This is a genomic window from Litorilinea aerophila (genome assembly GCF_006569185.2).
In the GTDB taxonomy this organism is placed as follows: Bacteria; Chloroflexota; Anaerolineae; order Caldilineales; family Caldilineaceae; genus Litorilinea; species Litorilinea aerophila.
The window spans coordinates 67,523-90,015 of sequence record NZ_VIGC02000025.1 but is presented as its reverse complement, the minus strand read 5'-3'; the positions used below and the strand labels follow the sequence as shown (position 1 = coordinate 90,015).

The 22,493-nt window shown below is 67.8% G+C and carries 13 protein-coding genes; 8 read left to right on the top strand and 5 right to left on the bottom strand.

The window, feature by feature from the left end; genetic code table 11:
* Positions 1–31 precede the first annotated feature (31 nt).
* The 4 genes from FKZ61_RS17600 to FKZ61_RS17585 are packed head-to-tail and all read left to right on the top strand — an operon-like array spanning position 32 to position 6,484.
* Complete coding sequence (locus FKZ61_RS17600) at positions 32–3,013, top strand: helicase C-terminal domain-containing protein (protein WP_170199924.1); 2,982 nt, start codon at positions 32–34, stop codon at positions 3,011–3,013.
* A 4-nt stretch (positions 3,014–3,017) separates the two neighbouring features.
* On the top strand, positions 3,018–4,637 hold the full coding sequence (locus FKZ61_RS17595) for a hypothetical protein (RefSeq protein WP_141611445.1): 1,620 nt from the start codon (positions 3,018–3,020) through the stop codon (positions 4,635–4,637).
* A gap of 3 nt (positions 4,638–4,640) precedes the next feature.
* Positions 4,641–5,267, top strand: a complete 627-nt coding sequence (udk, locus tag FKZ61_RS17590) for a uridine kinase (RefSeq protein ID WP_141611444.1) — start codon at positions 4,641–4,643, stop codon at positions 5,265–5,267.
* Positions 5,268–5,278: 11 nt separating this feature from the next.
* Positions 5,279–6,484 (top strand): glycosyltransferase family 4 protein, encoded by a 1,206-nt coding sequence (locus FKZ61_RS17585; protein WP_170199922.1) that lies wholly within the window; start codon positions 5,279–5,281, stop codon positions 6,482–6,484.
* Positions 6,485–6,730: 246 nt separating this feature from the next.
* Here FKZ61_RS17585 and FKZ61_RS17580 read toward each other — a convergent pair whose 3' ends face one another.
* Positions 6,731–7,885 carry a citrate synthase/methylcitrate synthase gene (locus FKZ61_RS17580; protein ID WP_141611442.1) on the bottom strand — a complete coding sequence of 385 codons (1,155 nt, stop codon included), beginning with the start codon at positions 7,883–7,885 and terminating at the stop codon, positions 6,731–6,733.
* 162 nt (positions 7,886–8,047) lie between these two features.
* Between FKZ61_RS17580 and FKZ61_RS17575 the strand changes: the two genes are divergently transcribed.
* Genes FKZ61_RS17575 through FKZ61_RS17560 form a run of 4 tightly spaced genes read left to right on the top strand, consistent with a single transcriptional unit; the run spans position 8,048 to position 14,728 of the window.
* Positions 8,048–9,271, top strand: coding sequence for a citrate synthase family protein (locus tag FKZ61_RS17575; protein WP_141611441.1), 1,224 nt, complete (start codon positions 8,048–8,050; stop codon positions 9,269–9,271).
* A 60-nt stretch (positions 9,272–9,331) separates the two neighbouring features.
* On the top strand, positions 9,332–10,249 hold the full coding sequence (locus tag FKZ61_RS17570; protein WP_141611440.1) for a PD-(D/E)XK nuclease family protein: 918 nt from the start codon (positions 9,332–9,334) through the stop codon (positions 10,247–10,249).
* A gap of 25 nt (positions 10,250–10,274) precedes the next feature.
* Positions 10,275–12,749 (top strand): single-stranded-DNA-specific exonuclease RecJ, encoded by a 2,475-nt coding sequence (locus FKZ61_RS17565; RefSeq protein ID WP_141611439.1) that lies wholly within the window; start codon positions 10,275–10,277, stop codon positions 12,747–12,749.
* On the top strand, positions 12,746–14,728 hold the full coding sequence (locus FKZ61_RS17560) for a glycosyltransferase family 39 protein (protein ID WP_141611438.1): 1,983 nt from the start codon (positions 12,746–12,748) through the stop codon (positions 14,726–14,728). Before FKZ61_RS17565 ends, FKZ61_RS17560 begins: the two co-directional genes overlap by 4 nt.
* A gap of 20 nt (positions 14,729–14,748) precedes the next feature.
* Here FKZ61_RS17560 and FKZ61_RS17555 read toward each other — a convergent pair whose 3' ends face one another.
* The 4 genes from FKZ61_RS17555 to FKZ61_RS17540 form a co-directional block, all read right to left on the bottom strand.
* Complete coding sequence (locus tag FKZ61_RS17555; protein WP_141611437.1) at positions 14,749–15,774, bottom strand: glycosyltransferase family 2 protein; 1,026 nt, start codon at positions 15,772–15,774, stop codon at positions 14,749–14,751.
* Positions 15,771–16,901 carry a DegT/DnrJ/EryC1/StrS family aminotransferase gene (locus tag FKZ61_RS17550; protein WP_141611436.1) on the bottom strand — a complete coding sequence of 377 codons (1,131 nt, stop codon included), beginning with the start codon at positions 16,899–16,901 and terminating at the stop codon, positions 15,771–15,773. Before FKZ61_RS17550 ends, FKZ61_RS17555 begins: the two co-directional genes overlap by 4 nt.
* A gap of 236 nt (positions 16,902–17,137) precedes the next feature.
* A complete protein-coding gene (locus FKZ61_RS17545) occupies positions 17,138–18,442 on the bottom strand; it encodes an AAA family ATPase (RefSeq protein WP_141611435.1) in 1,305 nt (434 codons plus the stop codon).
* A gap of 38 nt (positions 18,443–18,480) precedes the next feature.
* Positions 18,481–21,816 (bottom strand): two-component regulator propeller domain-containing protein, encoded by a 3,336-nt coding sequence (locus FKZ61_RS17540; protein ID WP_229964304.1) that lies wholly within the window; start codon positions 21,814–21,816, stop codon positions 18,481–18,483.
* Between the last annotated feature and the right edge of the window lie 677 nt (positions 21,817–22,493).

Here is a 22,493-nt window from a genome sequence, read left to right as displayed (position 1 = left end):
ATCCATGCAGGGAAGAAAGAAGACCCAATCTATGGCAGAGCGTATCTACGTCGCTCTGGATCTGGAAACGACTGGCCTGGACCCCAGGCGCGACGCCATCATCGAGATCGGCGCGGTGCGCTTTCGCTCCTGCGTGCAGGCAGGAAGGATGGTCCACCAGGTGCTGGAGCGTTTCGTCACCTTCGTCAACCCGGGGCGCGCCATCCCCCTGCGCATCCAGCAGATCACTGGCATCCGAGATCAGGACGTGGCCCACGCGCCGCCCGTGGAGGCGGTGGCGCCAGAGCTGCTGGCCTTCGTCACCCGGGACGTGGCCGGGGTGGTGGCCCACAACGCCAGCTTCGACCTGGACTTCCTCCAGGCCGCGGGCATCCAGTTCCATCGCCCCACCCTGGACACCTTCGAGCTGGCCTCCATCCTGCTTCCGGGCATGGCCAGCTATGGGCTGGGCGAACTGTGCCAGGCCCTCTCCATCCCCCTCTCCGATGCCCACCGGGCCCTGGATGATGCAGAAGCCACCGCCGCCCTTTTCAGCCTCCTGCGCCAACAGATCTGGGCCCTGCCTCCGGCTGTTGCTGCCACCCTGCTGGCCTGCGGCCAGGAGAGCAACTGGACGCCCCTGGAGCTCTTTGCCGAACGCCTGGATGAGGAGGAGCAGGAACCGGACACGACGGCCCTGGCCCGGGGAATTCCACTCGGGCGTAGGGCCCGGCCCATGCCACAGATGGATGTGCCCGACTCCCTGTTGCTGGACCAGGAAACACTCTCCGGAGTGGCCGATCCGGAGGTCCTGCGGGCGCGGGTGCAGGCCATCTTTGCCCCCGGCGGCTCCCTGAACCAACTCCTGGGCCCCCACTACGAACCCCGGGATGGCCAGCTCCAGATGGCCCTGCAGGTGATCGAGGCCCTGAATCGGGGCGAACACCTCCTGTTAGAAGCCGGCACGGGCACCGGCAAGAGCATGGCCTACCTGGTGCCAGCCGCCCTCTGGAGCCTGGCCCACCAGCGCCGGGTGGTGGTAGCCACCAACACCATCGCGCTCCAGGACCAGCTCATGGACAAGGACATCCCCCTGCTCCAGCGGCTGCTGAGCCTGGAAGGCCACCCGCCTGTGAACACCGCCCTGCTCAAGGGGCGGGGCAACTACCTCTGCACCCGCCGGCTGCAGGCCTGGTACCAGGGCCGTCGCCTCTCTCCGCTCGAGCTACGGGTCCTGGCCAAGGTACTGGTCTGGCTCCCCACCACCGAGAGCGGGGATGTAAGTGAGCTCTTCCTGCCTACGCCGGGAGAACGGGCCATCTGGGCCCGCCTATGCTCCGACCCGGCCACCTGCACGCCGGAACGATGCCACGGGCAGATGGAGCCCGGCCCCCGAGGCGGCCGCCCCCATCGGGACTTCTTCCTGGAGGCGCGCCAGCAGGCCGAACGGGCCCACCTCCTGGTCATCAACCACGCCCTGCTCATGGCCGACATCGCCGCGTCCCGGGGGCTCCCGGACGGCCCCGCGCGGCGAGTCCTGCCCCCCTACAGCCACCTGGTGGTGGACGAAGCCCACCGCCTGGAAGACGCGGCCACGGAGCAGCTCACCTACCGGGTGGAGTGGCCCTCGGTGGCCAGCCTACTGGGCCGCATGGGCCCGAACGGAGACCTGATGGCCCACCTGTCCCAGGCCGCCCACCAGCGCCTGGACCACGGGCTGGCCAGCCTGCTACGCAGCGTGGCCGGGCAGGTCCAGGCGCTGCAGGCCCGGCTGCAGGAGTTCGCCCAGGTGCTGCGCAACTACGCTCTCGCCCACGAGGAGATCCGCCAGGAGTTCACCTATGCCCAGCGCCTGCGTCTGGACGGCAGGGTCCGCACCCAGCCGGCGTGGAGCCAGGTGGAGATCGAGTGGGATCACGTCAGCGGCCACCTGCACAGCCTGGCCCGCCAGCTCAGCGAGCTCACAGCCTACCTGGAGCAGGCCGGCTGGGGCCGCGGCCGCGGGGGGCCCGAACCCTACGCCACCTACCTGGATGACCTCCACGGCATCGCGACGGCCGTGGCCGAGCTGGCCCGCTGGCTGGACCGGATCATCTTTCAGCCCCGCCCAACGGGCGCCCGGGTGAGCCTGCGGGAGGGCAGCCGGGGAGGCGCCCGCCCCCCGGAAGGCGACATCGTCACCTGGCTGGAAGTCAACGAAAAGGAGGGGGAGGTGAGCCTGGTGGCCGCGCCCCTGTACGTCAGCGACGTGCTGGAAAAGGCCCTGGTCCGGGGCTGTCGCAGCGCCATCTTCACCGGCGCCACCCTGCGCACCGGCAGCGGTTTCAGCTTCATCCGGGAGCGGCTGGGCCTGTGGGAGGTGGCAGCCGCCACGGTGGAAAGCCCCTTCGATTACCAGCGCAACGCCCTCCTCTTCCTGCCCAGCGACATGCCGGAGCCGAATCACGTCCACTACCAGCAGGCGGTGGAGCAGGCCATCATCAAGGCGGCCATGGCCAGCAACGGCGCAACCCTGGTCCTTTTCACCAGCTACAACCAGCTCCGGGCCACGGCGGAGGCCATCCGCGGCCCCCTGGACCGGGCGGGCATCACCGTCCTGCAGCACGGCGTCAGCAGCCGGCAGCGGCTCTTGCGGGAGTTTCGCCAGACGGAGCGGGCCGTCCTGCTGGGCACCCGCAGCTTCTGGGAGGGGATCGACCTGCCTGGCGACGAGCTGCGCTGCCTGCTCATCGTGCGCCTGCCCTTTGCCGTGCCCAGCGACCCCATGGTGGCCGCCCGCAGCGCGGAGATGGAGAACCCCTTCTGGGATTACACCCTGCCCGACGCCATCCTGCGCCTGCGTCAGGGCTTTGGCCGGCTCATCCGGCGCACCACCGACCGGGGCGTGGTCATCATCCTGGACAGCCGCATCTGGCGCAAGGAATACGGCCAGGCGTTCCTGGAATCTCTGCCCACGTGTACGGTCCGCCATGCGCCCCTCTCCAACCTGGACGAGGAGATCCGGCGCTGGCTTCATCCATCTTCAGGAAAGTGACGGGATGGCTGTTTCGCAACCCAGTAACGAAGAATCCATCCAACTCCCCGGCCCGGAGGCCAGGGCTGGCCGGGCCATCCCCAACCTGGCCGGCACCCTCTGGGAGTGGCTGAACCAGCGCTGGCTGCTCCTGGTGCCCGGCGGGCTGGCCCTGCTGCTGGTTCTGGGTGGCCTGCTCCTGCCTCAGATGCCAGGCCAGCTCAACGATGAGCCGGCGGCGGCAGCCCGCTGGCTGTTGACCACCAGCAGCAGCTACGGCGCGGTCGGCGGCCTGCTGCGTGCGCTGGGGCTGTTCAACGTGCTCCACAGCCCTCTGCTCCGCTTCCTCCTGGCCCTGGTGGGGCTGATCCTGGCGGCACAGCTGGGCACCTGGCTGGGCTATGCCCTGCTGCTGTATCGCATCCGGCGGAATCCCGAACAACTGCTGACCCAGCCCGCCCCTGCCTGGGCCGAACCGTTGAGCCTCCAGGCCGGCATTCCCCTCTACCGGCTTCGCCAGGCCCTCCCCCTGCCGCCGAAGGAGACAGTTGAAGCGTTGCGTACCTGGCTCGGCCAGCGCTTCCAACAGGTGGCCGAAGGGACGGCCCCCCTGCCCCCAGAAGCGCCAGAGGCAGAGCTGCCGGAGGTCCGCTTTTGGGCCACCCGGGACGCTCCTTTCGCCTACCTGCGGCCGGCGCTGCTGGCTGGCCTGCTGCTGGCCCTGCTGGCCATGTGGTCGGTGGTGACCCTGGGCTGGCAGATGGCGCCGCCCACCCTGGCGCCGGGCGAGACCTACCGCTATGCCCTGCGCAACGTGGAACTCTCCTACCCGGTGCCTCCGGTGGAGGAGACGTCGTCCCAGGCGCTCCCGGCACCGGTGCTGGAGGCGCGGGTGGGCGAACACCGGGCTTCCGCCACCGTCACGGCCCGGACCCGGCTGCGGCTGGGCCCGGTGGACGTAATCGCCCGGCCCGGGCCCCTGGGAGTACTGGTGGCCACGACTGACGGCAGCCCGGCCATCGCCCGGCCCGGCCAGGGACGCCCCGCTGCCACAGTAGGCCTCCTCTTCCCCGGACCCGGCAGCGAGGAATCCCTGGTCCTGCCGGAAGCAGGGCTGGGCCTGCGCCTGGTGCGCCGGGCTCCACAGACGTCCGCGGGTGCGCCTGAGCCATCGGAGCAGTTCCTGGTGGAGGTGTACAGCGGCAACTCGGTGGAGCCCCGGGAACGGCTGGAACTCTCCGGCCGGGAAGCCCAGGAGATCCGCCTGGGGCCGGACGGACCCCGCCTGCGCTGGGTGCCCATGCCTGGCCTGCAGGTGGAGATCCGGCGGATGCCAGGGGTGTGGCTGCTGTGGCCGGCCCTGTTCCTGGCCCTGGCAGGGGCTGTTGGCTTCTGGCGACGCCCCACCTGGCTCCTGGTGCAGGTAGCCCCCTGGCCCCAGGAGCACACGCTGGTGATCGCCCAGAGCGACCGCCAGGCGACCCTGGCAGAGCTGGAAGCGTGGCAGGAAGAGGAACAGGAAGCGGAGGAGGAGGCAGACGCAGACGCAGAAGACGATGACGACGGCACGGAAGAGGGTGCCCCGGCTGCGGCGGCAAGAGGAGCGCACGCCGCCAAAGGAGCGTCATCCAGTTCCCAGGAGTAGGCCATGGGCAACAAGGGTTTTGTCATCGGCGTGGCCGGCGGCACCGGCAGCGGCAAGACCACGGTGAGCCGGCGCATCCAGGAGGCCATCGGCCTCCAGCACATCGCCTACCTGCAACACGACAGCTACTACCGGGATCACAGCCATCTGCCGCCGGAAGAGCGGGCTGCCTGCAACTATGACCACCCGGACAGCCTGGACACGCCCCTGCTGGTCCAGCACATCCGCCAGCTCTTGCAGGGTCAGCCGGTGGAGGTGCCCATCTACGACTTCGCCACCCACGCCCGCCTGCGCCAGACCCAGCGGGTGCTGCCCGCCCCCATCGTGCTGGTGGAAGGGATCCTGGTCTTCGTGGAGCCGGCCCTGCGGGAACTGATGGACATGCGCATCTTCGTGGACACCGACCCGGACATCCGCTTTATCCGCCGTCTGCAGCGGGACATCCAGGAGCGGGGCCGCTCCCTGGAGTCGGTGGTGCGCCAGTACCTGGCCACCGTGCGCCCCATGCACCTGGAGTTTGTGGAGCCGAGCAAGCGCTACGCGGATATCATCGTGCCTGAGGGGGGCAACAACCGGGTGGCCATGGAGATGATCATCAGCCGCATCCAGGCCATCCTCCAGCAGCGATGAGGGGCCTGTCCATGCCGGTCACATCCCCCCGCCCCTCGACCTTGCAGGTGATTTTGGACGTGGGACCTGCGGTGCACCAGGGCGCGGGCCTGAGCCGCTATGCAGGCCAGCTCGCCCGCCATCTGCTGGCCGAGGCGCCCCCGGAGATGGCCCTGACCTTCTTCTACAACGCCCACAGCGGGCATGACCTGCCCCAGGAGCTGGCCCAGGCTCCCAGGCGTACCCTGCCCCTGAACCAGTATGCCTGGCGGCTGAGCGTGTTGGCCAGCCAGCTCCTGGGTATCCCCTACCCCGGTATCCTGCCCAGGTCCTCCCCGGACAGCAGGCCGATCCTGTACCACGCCACGGAACATCTCCTGCCCTACCTGCCCGTGCCCACGGTGCTCACCGTCCACGACCTCATCTTCGAGCGCTACCCCCAGCACCACACCTGGACCAACCGGCTCTTCCTGCGGGTGGGCATGCCCCTCTTCGTGCGCCGGGCAGATGCCATCATCGCCGTGAGCCGCCACACCCAACGGGACCTGATGGAGCTCTACCGGGTTCCGCCGGCCAAAATTCACCTGATTTACCAGGGCATTGATCCGGCCTTCAGGCCCGCCCCGCCGGCCGAGGTCCAGCGGATCCGGCAGCGCTACAGCCCGGATCGGCCATACCTGCTCATGGTGGGCACCCTGGAGCCCCGCAAGAACCATGCCACGGCCCTGCGCGCGCTCCTGCGCCTGAAACAGGCCGGCCATCCCCATCGACTGCTGGTGGTGGGGGGCCGGGGCTGGCTTTTTGAGCCCATCCAGGAGGAAGTGAAACGGCTGGGGTTGGAAGGGGATGTCACCTTCGCCGGCTATGTGCCGGGCGCAGATCTGCCGCCCCTCTACACCGGCGCGGACTGCGTGCTCATGCCCAGCCTCTACGAGGGCTTCGGCTTTCCGGTGCTGGAGGCCATGGCCTGCGGCGCGCCGGTGGTTTGCAGCCAGGTGAGCAGCCTGCCGGAGGTGGCCGGCGACGTGGCGATGCTGGTGCCGCCCACGGACGACGCAGCGCTGGCCGCGGCCGTGGGCCAGATCCTCCAGGAGCCCGAGCGGGCGGCGGCCATGCGCACCCAGGGGCCGCTCTACGCGGCGCGCTTCCGCTGGGACGAATGCGCGCGGCAGACGGTGGCGCTGTATCAGGCGCTGGCCCAAAAGAGCAAGCCATCGTCCAGGCACCTCCCGTCGTAGGTCCGGCCTCCCGGCTGGACATGGGCGCCCGTAGAGATACACGGCCGTGCGTCTCTACGGGCACCCCGTCACGCAAGAATGCGTGACCTACTATTGGCTCTACTGCACAAAGGTCAAATGAGGACGCTGACCCACCCAGATGAACGCTGATTCGGGTGACTCTCTCCTGCGTTTCTTTGCGCCTTTGCGTTCAAAAATGCCCTTTTTGCAGAAGAGTCACCATTGGTCTATTTCCGCCGGGCTGGACTAACGCTGCTCCAGGGGAACCCAGCGGCGGTTGCGCTCGCCAATGTAGCGGGAATCGGGGCGGATCAGGCGGCCCGTGGCCCGCTGCTCAAAACAGTGGCCGATCCAGCCGGCGGTACGCCCCACCGCGAAGGTGGGAGTGAAGAGGTCCGTGTCCAGGCCCAGGCCGTGGAGCAGGAGCGCGGTGTAGAACTCCACATTGGTCTGCAGGTTGCGCCCCGGCTTGTATTCGGCCAGCAGCGCCACGGCAATCTTCTCCACCTCCCGAGCCAGGTTGTAGAGGGCCATGTCCCCGCCATCCCGATACATGACCTCCGCGGCCCGGGCCAACACCTCGGCCCTGGGGTCCCGCACCTTGTAGACCCGGTGGCCGAAGCCCATGAGCCGTTCGCCCCGCTCCAGCTTCTCCCGCAGGTAGGACTCTGCCCGGGAAACGTCGCCGATCTCGAAGACCATGTCCAGGGCCGGCCCCGGCGCGCCGCCGTGGAGAGGTCCCTTGAGCGCGCCAATGGCCCCCACCAGCGCGGAGACCAGGTCCGACTGGGTGGCGATGATCACCCGGGCGGCGAAGGTGGAGGCGTTGAGCCCGTGGTCGGAGACGGTGTTGAGATAGGTCTCCAGGCCCCGCACCTTGGCCGGCGTGGGGCGGGCACCCTCCAGCATGTAGAGGTAGTTGGCCGCGTGGCCCAGTTCCGGATCGGGCTCTACCGGGGCCTGGCCGTGGAGCAGCCGCCAGTAGGCCGCCACGATGGTGGGGATACGGGCCAGGGCCAGGCGAGCCAGCCCATGGTCATCCAGGTCGCGGGCATCCAGATCCATGGCCCCCGCGGCGATGCGCAGCGCGTCCATGGCCGGGCGGCGGACCTGGGCCACCTGCTCCAACAGGGTCAGGGTGGCGGCGGGCAGCGCCCGATACCCGGCCAGCTCGGCCCGGAAGCGCTCCAACTCGGCGGCCGTGGGCAGGTGATCGTACCAGAGGAGGTAGGCCGTTTCCTCGAAGGTGGCATGGGCGGCCAGCTCTTCCAGGGGAAAGCCAGCGATGATGAGCTCGCCTTTCTGGCCATCTACGCTGCTCAGGCGGGTCTCGGCGGCGATGACGCCTTCCAGGCCAGGCTTGAAGGCGTCGGTGGTTTGAGCCGTTTGGGTAGTTGACATCTCTCCATCCTTCTACGTTTGAGGGCGAATCACTTCTATGCTATGATAGGCCAGCCAGTCAACGTTGTCAATCTTGATTCTAACAATCAATATATTTCGACCCGGTTTTGACGCTGTTCCCTGTGTCCAGGGCAGTTGACAGAGCGCCCCACCAGTAAACCCATGTCCGACCCACTCTTCTACACCGCCCGGGAAGCCGCCGCGGAGCTCGGCATCAGCCTGGGCACCCTCTACGCCTACGTCAGCCGGGGCCTGATCCGCTCCGAGGCTACGGCCGAAGGTGGCCGAAAACGCCGCTACCACGCGGCCGATGTCCAGGCCCTGAAGCAGCGGCGGGAGCGCCGCCGTCGCCCGGCCCAGGGGCTGGACGACGCCCTGCACTTCGGCGACCCGGTGCTGGAGTCGGCCATCACCCTGATCGAAAACGGACGCCTCTACTACCGGGGTCACGAGGCCACGGAGCTCGCCCGCACCCACCCCTTCGAGGCGGTGGCCGCCCTCCTCTGGACCGGCCGCTTCCACACAGAGGGGATCTTCGAGGCGGAAGACGAAACAGTGGCCCGGCTGCTGGCGCCCTGCCAGGAGCTGGCCCCCCGGCTCCGCCGGCTGACGCCCATGGAGCAGCTCCAGGCCCTGCTGCCCCTGGCCGCGGCCGAGGACCTGGCCGCCCACGACCTGAACCCCACTGCCGTGGCCCGCACCGGCGCCCGCCTCCTGGCCCTGGCCACCGGCGTTTTGACGGGCCAGGCCGGCCAGGGCCCCATCGCGCAGCAGCTCCAGCAGGCCTGGCTTCCTGACCGGCCGGACGCGGCCCAATTGTTGAACGCGGCCCTGATCCTCTGCGCCGACCATGAGCTGAACGCCTCGGCCTTCGTAGCCCGGGGCGTGGCCTCCACCGGCGCCACGCCCTACGCCACCGTGATCGCGGGCCTGGCTGCCCTCCAGGGACCTCGACATGGCGGGGACACCGCCCGGTGCGAGGCCCTCCTGCGGGACGCCCGGGAGGATGTACGGGAAGCCATTGCCCGGCGGGTGAAGCAGGGGGATCGGCTGCCCGGCTTCGGCCATCCCCTGTACCCGGCCGGCGATCCCCGGGCCGCCTGCCTGCTGGAGGCTACCCGGGCCGCATGCCCGGACGGGCCGGCCATGGAGGTGGCCAACGCGCTGATCCAGGCGGTGCAGGCCCATTTCGGGCTATACCCCAACCTGGACTTCGCCCTGGCGACCCTGGCCCAGGCCCTGGAGCTGCCGGCTGGCCGGGCGCTGGCCCTCTTTGCCCTGGGGCGCATGGCAGGCTGGATCGGCCACGCGCTGGAGCAATACCAGAGCGACCGCCTGATCCGGCCCCGAGCCCGCTACGTGGGTGTCCGGCCCCAGGCCGGGTGAGACGTCCTCCCATCGGCCGGGCAATTGCTCCGGCCAGCCACCGTGTGCTATCATGGCCCTATGCACGCTGTGAATGACCCAAAGCATCCATACCCACGCCTGCCGGACACCTTCGCCTTCAGCCAGTCCAGCCTGCAGGCCTACCAGGACTGCCCGCGACGCTTCTGGCTGGCCTATGTGGAGCAACTGCCCTGGCCCGCGGTGGAGGCCGCGCCCGTCCAGGACCATGAGCAGCTCATGCGCCTGGGCGCGGCCTTCCATCGCCTGGTGGAGCGGGTCGAGATCGGCCTGGACCCGGCGCTTCTGGCCGCCAGCCTGCCCCCCCCGCTGGATGCCTGGTTCGCTGCCTACCGGGCCCACCGGCCGGCCCACCTCCCCGAGGCGCACAAGGAGGTAGAGCGAATCCTGTCCGTGCCCTTTGGCCTGGAAGGGCGCCCCGACAGCCCTGAACAGGGCTTCCGGCTGGCCGCCAAATACGACCTGATCGCCGCTGACCCAGAAGGCCGGGTGGTCATCGTGGACTGGAAGACCAGCCGGCGCCGCCCAGAGCCGGCCACCCTCCGGCAACGCCTGCAGAGCCTCATCTACCCCTACGTTTTGGTAGAGGCCTCCCCCTCCCTGCCCTGGGGGCCTGTGCAGCCAGAGCAGGTGGAGATGCTCTACTGGTTCACCGCGGCGCCGGAACAGCCCATCCGCTTTCGCTATGATGGCAGCCAACACCAGGAGAATCAGCGGAGACTCCAGCAGTTGCTGGCCGAGATCCTGGCCGGCCAGCGGCCTGCAGACTTCCCCAAAGTGCCCGACACCGAGGCCAACCGACGCCGTTTCTGCCAGTTCTGCGTCTACCGAAGCCGCTGCAACCGGGGCACAGCAGCCGGTGACCTGGACGATGTGGAGGATATGGAAGACTTCTTCGCCGTGGACGTGACCGCCGCCCTGGAGTTCACCCTGGACGACGTGGCCGAACTGGCCTTCTGACCCATCCCCTGGTACCGGTGTTCCCATGAGTCAACCCTGGACCCTCCGCCCACCTGTAGACCCCGCGCCAGAGCTTCTCGCCCTGGTGGACGGCCATCGGCTGGTGGCCCAACTCCTGGCCCAACGGGGCTTCGACACGCCGGAAAAGGCCCGTCCCTTCCTGGATCCGGAGGCCTACAGGCCGGCTCCGCCCACAGCCCTCCTCGGCCTCGCCCGGGCCGCTGAACTTCTACACGAAAGCATCGCGGCCGGAAAGCGCATCCTGGTCTGGGGGGACTTCGACGTGGACGGGCAGACCAGCACCGCCACCCTGGTGGCCGGTCTGCGCCATCTGGCCGGCCCGGAGCGGGTGCGCTTCCACGTGCCCAACCGCTTCCGGGAAGGCCATGGCATCCAGGTGGCCGTCCTGGCCGAGAAGCTGGCAGATCCCTCCTTTCGGCCGGACGTGCTGCTGACCTGCGACACGGGCATCGCCGAAGGTCCCGCCATTGGCTACGCGAAGGACCAGGGGCTCACGGTCATCGTCACCGACCACCACGACCTCCCCCCCGAGCTCCAGTCGCTGACCCCAGGCCAGGATCCCCTCTTTGGGCTGCCCCCCCAGCAGGTGGGCGCCGACAGCGTGCGCCGGGCCGACGCCATCGTCAACCCCAAGTTCCAGCCCCCCGATGACCCCCTGCGCACCCTGCCCGGCGTGGGCGTGGCTTTCAAGCTCATCCAGGCCCTCTTCCAGCAGGCCGGGCAGGCCGGCCAGGAACGGGTCTTCCTGGACCTGGTGGCCCTGGGCATCGTGGCCGACGTGGCCGAACAGGTCCACGACGCCCGCTACCTGCTCCAGCTGGGCCTGGAACAGCTCCGCCGCACCCGGCGCATCGGCCTGCTGGCCCTCATGGAGGTGGCCCGGCTCAACCCCGCCACGGTGGACGCGGAGTCCATCGCCTTCCAACTGGGGCCTCGGATGAACGCGGTGGGCCGGCTGGAGGACGCCACCGTGGCCGTGGAGCTCCTCACCACCACCGACCCCATCCGGGCCGGCCAGCTGGCCGCGCAGATGGAGCGGCTCAACCAGCAGCGCCGCCTGCTCACCAGCCAGATTACCGCCAGCGCGCTGGAGATCATCGAACGCAATCCCTGGCTGCTGGACTTCAACGCCCTGGTGCTGGCCCATCCCGCCTGGCACGCCGGCATTGTGGGCATCGTCGCCTCCCGGCTGGTGGAAGAGTTCCAAAAGCCCACGGTACTGCTGCTCAACCCGCCCGGCCAGCCGGCCCGGGGCAGCGCCCGCAGCGTCCCCGGGGTGGACATCGGCGCGGCCATCGCGGCCTGCAGCCACCTGCTGCTGGGTCACGGCGGCCACCCGGGCGCAGCGGGCCTCAGCCTGCCCCCGGAAAACATCGACCGCTTCCGCCGGGAGCTGGACCGGCAGGTGGAGGCACACCGCAGCCCGGATGTGCCACCTGGCCTGGTCATCGATGCCGAGGTGCCCCTGGGCGAGCTGTCCATGCCTCTGGCCGAAGCCCTGCAGCGGCTGGCGCCCTTCGGCAACGGCAACCCCATGCCCCAGTGGCTCAGCCGGCAACTGCAGGTGGTGGACGACCGCCGCCTGGGCCGGGACGGCAGCCATCGCAAGCTGCTGGTCCAGGCGCCGGACGGCACCCGCCAGCCGGTCATCTGGTTCCACGGCGCCGATGGCGAACTCCCGGCCGGCCCGGTGGACCTGGTCTATACCCTGGGCATCAATGAATTCCGCGGGGAGCGCAGCCTGCAACTGAGCTACGTGGCCAGCCGGCCCGGCCAGGCCCATGTCCCCGAAATCGCCGTGGCCACGCCGGCGGCCGTGCCCATCCACGACCTGCGGTCCAGGCCCGTCCAGCTGGCCGACCTGCCCGGGCCGGAGCAGGCCCACTGGTACGCGGAGGGGGTCCACCTGGCCCACCACACCCCCGAGCCCGGCCAGGCCGTTCCCTATGCCCCCCGCACGGCCTTCGCCCAGGACATCTCCCCCGGCGCGCCCCTGGTTCTGTGGAGCATTCCGCCATCCTCTGCTCTCCTGCGCTGGCTGGTGGAGACGAGCCAGCCCTCGGCCATTTACCTGTGTGGCCGCCCCACCACGGACGATTCTGTGGCCGGGGTGCTGCGCAGCGTGGCCGGCATGTGCAAATACGCCCTGGAGCGAGACCGGCTGCTGGACGTGGGCCGCATGGCCGCCCGGCTGGGCACCACCGAGGCCGTGATCCGTCACAGCCTGCTCTGGCTGGAGGTGCGGGGGCTGATCCAGCTGGAAGAGTGGCTGGCGGGGGACGCGGCCCGCATCCGGGTGCCCGAAGGAGCAGATCACAACGGAGAACACCCAGAGGAAGCCGACATCCTCCGGGCCGAGCTGGAAGAGCAACTGGCCGAGGTCCGGGCCTACCGGCGCTTTTTCCTGCGGGCCCGGGTGACCGAGCTCGGGCTACCCGCCTCCCAGACACCCGCCCATCCCACCGTTCATCGACCATGAATCCATCTTCCTGGCCTCGTTCCTGGCTTCGCTTCTGGCAGACACCCTGGCCGGACCTGCTGGTGCTGGCCGTGGCTGCCCTGACCCGCTTCTGGCGCCTGGACTACCACAGCATCTGGTTCGACGAGGCGGTCAGCCTGCGCTGGGCCGGTGCCGATCCTGCCTACACCTGGCAGAAGACCTTCCAGCTGGTGGAAGAGAAGCACCCGCCCCTCTACTACCTGGCGCTCCACTTCTGGCAGACGCTGCTGGAGCCCTTTGGACTGGCCCAGGATGACGGGGCTTTGCGGGCGCTGGGCAGCCTCCTGGGCGTGGCCACGGTACTGGGCATCCTGCTGCTGGCCAGCCGTCTCAGCGGCCGGGGGATTGGCCGCCTGGCCGGGCTCCTGGTGGCCCTCAGCCCGGTGCTGGTCTGGTACAGCCAGGAGTTGCGCATGTTCCAGCCCGCGACCGCCGCCATCGTCTGGGCGGCCTACTCTCTGCTGCGGGCGTGGCAGGCGTCCCGGCGTCGGCTCTGGTGGTGGCTGGGCTTTGTGGCCTGCCTGGAGGCCGCTCTGTACACCTATCTCTTCAGCGCCTTTGTGCTCCCGGCCGCGGGCCTGACCCTGCTGCTCCTGGGGTGGCAGAGTCGGGACCGCCGGCGGCTGGTGGAGGGAGTGGGGGCTTTGGGCCTGGCCAGCCTGCTCTTCCTGCCCCTGGCCCGCAACGCCTGGCTGGTCAACGCGGCCGAAGGAGAGCCAGGCCGCGCGTTCGCGGACTTTGCCCACAACCTGCGGCGTCTGTTGCAGATCTTCACCGTCTGGCGGGTGGAGTGGCCCCAGCCGCTGCTCCTTGCGGCCCTCATCCTCCTGGCTGGGCTGGTGCTCGTGGGGCTGGCCTGGCCCCGCGCCCAGGGTACTGGTGATCGGCTGTGGCTCCTGTGCTGGATTGGTGTCCCCCTCCTGATCGCCAACGTGCTCCTCAGCCGCAGCAGCTCCATCTTCGCCGAGGATCGCTACCTGATCTTTCTGGCGCCCTTCGTCCTGTGGGCCGCGGCCCGGGGAGGGGCCATCCTGGCCCGACGATGGCCAGCCGCGGGATGGCCTGTCCTCGCCGCGACGGTGCTGCTCCTGGCGGCGGCCCTGCCTCCCCTGTGGACGCCCGCCCGCTACCGGGAGAACTGGCGCGCCGCCGCCCGCTACATCCTCCAATACCAGACCGCCAGCCCTGGCCTGCCCGCTGCGGTGGTGACCCACGTGGATTACACCCACGACGCCCTGGAGTGGTATCTGCGGCAGCGGATGCACTTTGACGAGCTGCCCGTCTTTTTCCCCTGGGGCGGACGGCTGGAACCCGACGACGTGGAGACGGTCATCGCGCCGCCGCTGCAAGGTCTGGTAGACTTTGGGGCCGCCACCCTGTGGCTGACCCAAAGCCACCTGGCCGGGGTGGACGACCAGCGGCTGGTGGAGGGCTGGCTCAACCAGCACTTTCCCCGTATCACCGAGCAGTATCCGGCGGGGATCAAGCTGAGCGGCTATGCCCTGCGCAGCCACTTTCCCGAGCTGCCCGCCCTGGCGCCCACAGCCCGCCATCCCGATCTAGCCCTGGCGCCCAACCTGATGCTGGCCGCCTGTGAAGTGACCACTCCCGTCCTCCGGGCCCGGGACGACGAGATGCATCCCCCCAGCGGCTGGGTCCATGTGCGCCTGTGGTGGCAGGCCCGGGGGCCCATCGCCGGGGACTACACCGCCACAGCCCAGGTGGTGGGGCCGGAAGGGGTGTGGGGCGAGGGGCTGCCCAACGAAGGCTCTGCCCTGCGCCTCTGGCCTACCAGCACCTGGCCGGCCGAATCCACCTTCGTGCGGGATGAACTGGACATCAACCTGAATCCGGCGACGCCCCCCGGCGAGTATGGGGTGACCGTAGGTCTGCAGGATGGCCAGGGGGAGCGCGGTCCGGTGATGGCGGAGTGTGGGCGGGTGACGATTGAAGATTGAAGATTGAAGATTGGGGGGTGTTATTCCGGGTCGCGGCGGAGGAGGCGTTTTTCCAGCTCGGCGATGCGCTCGCCCTGGCTGACGATGAGCTCCGCCAGGAAGCCCACCAGCAGAAGCAGGATGCCGATGATGGCCAGGATGCCCGCGGCAATGAAGATGGGGCGCTTCTGGGTATCGGCGAAGATGTAAAGGCCGGTGAGGTAGAGGAAGGTGAGGAGGCTCACGGCGATGCCGGCCAGGCCCAGGCCACCGAAGAAGCGCATGGGCGCCTGGCTGAAGGTGAGCAAGAACTTGACCACCAGCACATCCAGAAAGCTGATGGGAATCCGCTCCCAGCCGAACTTGCTGCTGCCCGCGGGCCGGGGCCGGTACGATGTCTGCACTTCCCCCACCCGAAAGCCCTGGTGCACCGCGATCATGAGAAGAAAACGGTGCCAGTCGCTGCGCAGGGGCGGCAGGCTGTCGATCACCTCCCGGCGCATGGCCTTGATCCAGTTGGCGTCGTGGACGGGGACGCCGGCCATGGTGCGCATGACCAGGTTGTAGATGGCGCTGGCGAAGACCTTGCCGTCCTTGCGCCCCTGGCGCCACCCCGCCACTGCGTCCAGGTTGTGGGCCTCCAGGTGGCGCACCAGGGCGGGGATGTCTTGGAGGGGGTCCGACTCCATGTCCGCCGGGATCAGGATGACGATTTCCCCCCGGCTGGCGGCAAACATGTGGCGCAGGGCGGCGGTCATGCCCTGGCTGCGGCGATGGGTGAAGACGGTCAGGGTGGGAAAACGGTCCTGGAGGGCGGCCAACACATCGGCTGTGCCGTCGGTGCTGCCGTCGTTGACCACCAGCACTTCGCCGGTGCAGGCCAGCTCCTGGAAAGCGGCGAAGCAGCGCTCCACCACCTGGCCCAGGGTTCCCTCCTCGTTGCGGGCCGGGATGACCACGCTCAGGTAGGGGGAAGCTTCGGTCGGGGCTTCCTTGCGCGGCTCCTGGAGTTCGTGGAGCGTGGCGGTGGGCTCGGGGTGGGAGTGGGCCATCGCTTCTCGGTTCATCCTGGGTTTCCCTGTTCCCGTTCCGCCTCGAAGGCGTACAGCAGTTCCACCACCCGATCCTGCTGCTCGTCGCACAGCTCTGGATACAGGGGAAGGCTCAGGCAGGTGGCGGCTACCGCCTCGGTCACCGGCAGGTCGCCGGGCCCGTAACCCAGGTCCGCATAGGCCGGCTGGAGGTGGAGGGGCACCGGGTAGTGGATGCCCGCGGCGACGCCGTGGGCGTTGAGGAAGGCCAGCAACTCGTCCCGCTGCTCGCTCCGCACCACGTAGAGATGCCAGGCCGAGGCCGCGTCGGGGGCTTCCGCCGGCAGCGCCAGGGACGAGTCAGCCAGGAGGGCGGTGTAGCGGGCCGCCAGGCGACGCCGGGCGGCGGTCCACCGGTCCAGGTAGGGCAGCTTGGCCCGCAGGATGGCCGCTTGCAGGGCGTCCAGGCGATGGCCAAAGCCTTTCTGCTCGTGGATGTACTTGGAATGGCGGCCGTGGTTGCGGAGCAGGCGCACCGCCTCGGCCACGGCTGGATCGTCGGTGACCACGGCGCCAGCATCGCCATAGGCGCCCAGGTTTTTGCCGGGATAGAAGCTGAAACAGGCCGCGTGTCCCAGGTGACCGGCGGGAGTCCCGGCCCAGGTGGCCCCGTGGGCCTGGGCCGCATCCTCGATGACCACCAGATGGTGCTCTCGGGCGATGGCGTTGATGCGGGTCATATCCGCGGGCTGGCCGTAGATGTGCACGGGGATGACGGCCCGGGTGGCCGGGGTGATGGCTGCGGCCAGGCAGTCCGGATCCAGGGTGTAGGTGGCCGGGTCGATGTCCACAAAGACGGGGCGGGCCCCTACTGCGCTGATGGCCTCGGCGGTGGCGATGAAGGTGTGGGCCACGGTGATCACCTCATCCCCTGGTCCGATGCCGTAGGCCCGCAGGGTCAGCTCCAGGGCGGCGGTGCCGCTGCTGACGCCTACGCAGTGGGTTGCGCCACAGTAGCGGGCAAAGGCCTCCTCGAAGGCGGCCACCTCGCTGCCCATGATGAAGTTGGCCGACGCCAGCACCCGCTGGATGGCTTCATCGATGGCCGGCTGGATGGTTCGGTACTGGGCTTTCAGGTCGACTAAAGGTATCGACAGCTCCATGGGTATGACACCGGATAAAAAAGAAGGCCAGAAACGTTCGGCTGCCTGGCAGGCTCAGCCAGACGTTTCAAGCCACAATGGCTGCATCCGCATTCGATTTCGGGCCCTGAACCGGTAGGGCCGCTGCGCCCCTCGACAGGAATTGGCGAGAAGGCACCTTTCAAATTATACGTGAAGGCCGAAACAAAGCCCAAACAAGAAGGGCAAGGGCTTAACTAAAATTGCCGAGATAACAACTATCCCCGATCCAGCCGAATGCGGGCCAGTTCGCTGCGGGCATCTTCCAGGTCGGCCGCGACCCGGGCGATCTCCTGGGCCAGGTATCGGGCCTCGGCCCGGTCCAGGTGAGGGGTCTGCCGGCTGCGCAGGGCGGCCAATTCCTGCTGCAGACGGACCACTTCCCCTTGCAGGTAGGCAAGCTCGGTCTGATGGCCGATGGTGAGCAGGCGCTCGTGGGCCGCTTCGTCGATGTTAGAGTCAAGCTGGTGGCGAAGCTCCTCCAGATGATCCCGCACCCAGCGGGCCAGGAACTCGTTGCCCAGGGCCCACTGGCCGTAGACCTGCCGCAGATAGCCCAACTTATCCAGCCCGTAGAGGAACATCTTGATCCGAGCCGGTGCCTCATCGCTGAGGGCAGCCAGGATATCGGTCTCCCGGGCCACGGTCATCTGGGCGACGGCCAGCAACAGCCGACGCTCGATGGTGGTCAGGTAGCGGAAATCGATCTGGAAGAAGCCGGAGAGGATGTGGTCTGCCATCAGGTCCTCGTCCTCCACGGGGCGGAGATAGCCCTGGCCTGCCTCGGATACCTGGAAGAGCCGCTGGCAGAGGTACTGGATCAGGTAGGGATGGCGGTTGGTGTGGGTGAGGATGTCTTCCACCGTCTGGTCGTCCACCTGAACCGGCTCCGGTGACTGGGTCTGCCGGATGAGGGCCACCGAGGCGTTGACGTCCAACTTCCAGAGGTTCACCAGGCTGAAGCCGAACAGGAAGGGGCTGGTGGTCCAGCCGGCGCTGAGGTCGTTGAGCCGGGCCAGCAGCTTGGTGGAGGTGATGATGGTGCGCTGGCGACCCTCCATGAAGGCCTTGCGCAGACGGGCCAACCCCTGGGGCTCCCGGTCGGTGATCTCCAGCAACACTTCGGCTTCGTCCACCAGCAGGAAGAGACGCTTGCCCTGCTGGTTGAGCTGCCGGGCCAGGCGCCGCAGGATGGTGACAGCGTCCTGACCGGCGAGGGTTTCCACATCGATCTGGTGGGCCGCGAAGCGCTCGGCCACATCTTCCAGGGCGAAGCTGAGCTCGTAGGAGAGATCCTCCATGCTCCCACAGCCCTGGAGATCCCAGAAAAGGGGCACCAGTTCGCTCTCGGGCCGGTCGGTGAGCAACTCCAGCTGACGCAGGACCGATGTCTTGCCCATGCGCCGGGTGCCCACCATCCAGGTGGCCGTATCGTGGCTTTCCAACAGATACTGGATGAGGCGTTGTCGTCCATAGTGATTGGAGCCACGCACCCAACGGCCCACAATGTATGGATTACGCATGATCAATGCTCTTTCCAGCCTGGGATTGGAGGATTGGATCAGCTCCTGGCATGGTCGGATTGAGCCTCTGTCCCCTGCACGCCGTTTGGCTGGGCGCCCGTATCCGGGGGCGTGGCCGTCTCCGGGCCGCTGCCGGGGGGCTGGGGCAGCGGGCTGGTGTTGTTTTGGATATGCTCGTGGGCTGCTTCGGCATCCTCCAGCCGGATGCGCCGGCGGCCCGCGGCCAGCATGTGGTTCACGGCCTCCAGACCATATTGCTGGATCCGGAAGGGCCGACCTTCGCTTTTGTCCAGGATGAACTCAATCGCGGCCGGGTCATAGGTGTAGTAGCCGCGCACCGGCTCCACCAACAGCTCGATGGCCTGCTCCCGGCTGAAGGGCTCCAGCGCAATTTCGTTGAAGAGGTTGTACCAGGGACTCTCCACCCGTTCCCACTCCTTGCTGATCTGGATGCCGGCCACCACGGCGCCGACGGTGGCCGCGAACTCCCGCATGAAGATGCGGCGTAGCTGCTGCTGGATCAGGTGATCGTAGCGGCTCATCACGTCCATTTCATCCATCAGCAGGATGAGGCGCAGCTGTTTGCCCGGATGGTGTCGCTGGGCATAGCCCTGTAACAGCTCTATCACCTCCCGCAGATCCCGGTTGAAATCCCGGTCGGTGTAAGCGGACGCGGGCGTGGTCAGATAGCGGAGGGCGTTCAGGGTGGGCATCAGCTCCTCCTCCGCCTCCGGCAGGGCGGCTATCCCGTGGGCGATCTCCTCCATCAACAGGTGGAAGAACTCCTCCTGGGGCGTCCCCTCCAGGTCGATGTAGATGGGCACGAACCAATATTCGGGATCGTCCACATCCCGCAACACGTTGACCAGGTAGTAGAGGAGGGTCGTCTTGCCGATGCGCCGCTCCCCGTGGATCATGATGCTGTTGTTGTGCAGGGTATCCACGATGCGCTGGACCAGCTCCCGCCGGCCGAAGAACATGTCGTCCCGGCGCACGGGCTCGCCGCTGATGTAGGGGTTGTAGCCCCGGCTCACCGCTTCAGCGCTACGCCGCCGATTCTGGATGATCTCCAGGCTCACATAGCCGGCGCCCAAGAGGGCCACAGCCCCCAAAATCAGCAGGGTTTGGAAGATTTCCCGCTCCACCGGCCCCAGGAGGGGGACATTCACCCGCTGGGGAGGTGGGATCACGGTGATACGCTGGGTGGCGATGGCCGAGTAGTTGAAGGATTGGTCCCGGGCCCAGAACTCCAGAAGGTGCTCCCCCGTCTCCTGGAAGTTGACCTGCAGGAAATCTCCGGCGATCTCCCGCCAGTCGTAAAAATGCTGGGGGCCTGTCTCCCGGTAGAGGATCTTCAGCTTTTCCACCGGGGTCTGGAGATCGCCAGCGGTAAAGTTGACGATGAGATCGTCACCCAGGGTGATCTGGAGCTCGCCGTTGGCTGCCCGCTGATAATTGCCGGTCAAAAGGCCAATGCGGATCCACGGGGGGGTGTGATCGGGCCGGTAGTAGGAGAGGCCCGTCCGCCCACCCATCCAATAGCCGCCCTCTTCGGTGCGCACGATGGCGTAGATGATGGGGCTGAGCAGGCCGTCCTGGGTGTTGAAGGTCCCCCAGGTCAGGCCGTCAAAGTGGGAAACTCCGGCCTCACTGCCGATCCACAGGGAACCATCCACGGGATCGGTGTAGACGGTCCAGAGGAGGTTGCTGGGCAACTGGTTGCTGGGATCGGCCAGGCTCCAGCGCTGGCCATCCCAGTGGACGAGCCCCTGTTGGGAAACGATGGCCCACATGCCGCCGTCCACCTTGGGGTCCGGGGCCAGGCCGCTGCCTTCGATGAAATTCCCGGGCAGGCTGTCCGGGTCGTTGGGGTCATACAGGAACTGGCGCCAACTGCCATTCGATTGACGCAGGAAGATGCCATCCCCGCGGGTGCCCAGCCAGAGGCGCCCCATGGAATCCAGGGCCATGGCCTCGATGCTGTGGCCGGCCAGCTCCGATACTGGGGTATATTCCCCGGTCACCACGTCGTAGTGGACCAGGCCGGCGACGGTGCCGATCCACATGCTGTCGCCTTCGTTCAGGAGGGAGGCGATCACCGGGGCGGGCAACGCCTCGGCTGCGATGGGCTCCTGCCAGGCTTCCCCATCAAAACGGCGCACCCCTTCGAAGGTCCCGATCCAGATGCCCCCCTGGCTATCCTCGGCCAGGGTGAGGACGCTGCTGGGGACGCCATCCTCCGGGCCGAAGACCCGGTCCCGACTGGTGACGCCTACTTTGTGGCGCACCCCCGCCCCGCCGGTGGCAATCCAAAGGGTGCCGTCCCGGGCTACCAGCAGGTCGTTGATGTAGTTCAGCGGATCGTCCAGGGAACTGCCCTGCTCGTCGTTGAACCACATCTGCTTCTGATAGCGGAAGACGCCAGCCGGCGTGGCAAACCAGACAGAGCCATCCTGGTCCACGGCCACATCCCGGACAAAACGGGTGGTCAGGTTGGGATCGCCGGTGATGCCATAGGCCCGGGTGGTATCCTGCCGGGGGTCATAGACCACTGCGCCGGCCCCGTCGGTGGCGGCCCACACATCCCCCTGAAAGTCACCGGCCAGAGCCTGGACCAGAGCCGGCTTGCTCAGCTCGTCCAGGGTCTCCACCAGGTGCCAGTTGGATCCGAAGGACCAGCCCCAGACCAGGCCGAAGGGGGTCCCGGCGTAGATGCGCCCCAGGTTATCGATCCAGAGGGCATAGACACCGGCGGAAAAGTAGGGCTGGTCGCTGGCAATCTGCCGCCACTCCCCCTGCCGGTATTGCCACAGGCCATCCAGGGCGCCCAGCCAGAGGACGTCGTCCGCGGCCAAAGCGGCGTAGATGGGCTGCTCGCCCAGGGCGGTCGCTGGCGTGGCCTCATTCCCATTCGCCACGCTGTAGAGCCCCTGATCGGTCCCCACCCAGAGGCGTCCGCCGAAAGCAACCAACACATGGACGGGTGAACGGAACTGGGCCACCAGGTGCCATGTATCCCCGTCCCAGCGGGCCACGCTGCCCGTGTCCGTCCCCGCCCAGACATGACCATTCTCCGGATCCCGGGCCAGCGCCAGGGTCAGACCATTGGGGGTAAAGTGCCCCAGGTCCGGAAGTCCCTCGGCATTGGTCTGGGCATTCTCACCCAGGCTGGGGTAGGTGGTCCAGGTGCCGTCGAAGCGGCTGACGCCGTTGTCGGTGCCGAACCATAGGGCCCCTTCATCCACCAGAATGGACCAGACGTTGTTGGAAGCCAGCCGGTCGGACTGTTGGGTGAAGCGCGTCCAGCGTGGATCGGGGGAGCCCTGGGCATAGATGGGCAGCTCGTGGCGCTGGATGCTGCCGAGCAAGACCATCAAGGACAGGAAGATCACCGGGCCCCATCGAACTTGGGGAAGCCGTTTCAGAGGATGCCTGCCGGATTTTCGGCGATGGTGTGGAAGTTGCTTGCGGTTCATCAGGAGCTGGGCCGTCTGCCTCTCCCCGTTCTTCAATTTATATTGACTGTTACCGGTCATAAATCCCGTTCATCTTTTTGATGTTGACATATTATAGGGTAGTCGATGCGGATTGTCAACACAATTTGAACAGATTGTAAGCCCTACATTTTCCATGACGGCTGCCAGGTCCGTATGGTTACGGCCACTTTGGTCTACACGAACAATCTGGGGTTAGATCACGGGCGTCGGTATCCCCAGATCCGGCCTCCTTGGCGGGCCGGAGACCCGCCCTCCGTTCCTATTGAACCCCATCCGCGCAGATGGCGGCCTTGGTCGTAGGTGCGGTTTCTAACCGCACGATGGCACCAGATCCGGGCAGGTGAAGGAGCGGCGATGGCTGCGCAGCTGCGAGCTGCGCCTACGACGGGGCACTCAATCCGCGCGGATGGCGGGCCTTACCGTAGGTGCGGTTTCTAACCGCACGATGGCACCAGATCCGGGCAGGTGAAGGAGCGGCGACGGCTACGCAGCTGCGGGCTGCGCCTACGACGGGGCACCCATGCCCGTCGGGGACAGGAAAGGCAACGGATGCC